Source organism: Pseudomonas sp. 34 E 7 (assembly GCF_900005715.1).
In the GTDB taxonomy this organism is placed as follows: domain Bacteria; phylum Pseudomonadota; class Gammaproteobacteria; order Pseudomonadales; family Pseudomonadaceae; genus Aquipseudomonas; species Aquipseudomonas orientalis_A.
The window spans coordinates 26,001-26,292 of record NZ_CVTX01000192.1 but is presented as its reverse complement, the minus strand read 5'-3'; the positions used below and the strand labels follow the sequence as shown (position 1 = coordinate 26,292).

Annotated in this window: 1 protein-coding gene; it reads right to left on the bottom strand. The window is 58.9% G+C overall.

Going from position 1 to position 292, the window contains the following annotated elements; translation table 11 throughout:
• A partial coding sequence (locus tag BFP96_RS31515; RefSeq protein ID WP_256549205.1) for a hypothetical protein occupies nucleotides 1-292 on the bottom strand: 292 nt, incomplete at both ends.

Sequence of the window (292 nt, the reverse complement as noted above, 5' to 3'; positions counted from 1 at the left end):
ACGGCATTGGTCGCCGACACCAGTCGTCCGGCGGCGTCGTAGGCGTAGGAAACGACGTTCTGCTCGGTCACCCACACGAAGGGTTCATGGCCTTGGGCGCGATGAACCTGGTAGTCCACCGCCACGATGCGGTCGAATTCATACCGCAAAAAAAGCGAACGGCCCGCACCGTTATCCAGTCGCTCAATACGCCCCAATCGATCCCGGAAAATGCGCAATCGGTTGTCATACGCATCGCTGATCGCCGTCAGCACACCGTCGCAAAAGTGATAGAACCGAGAAGCCTGGGCCA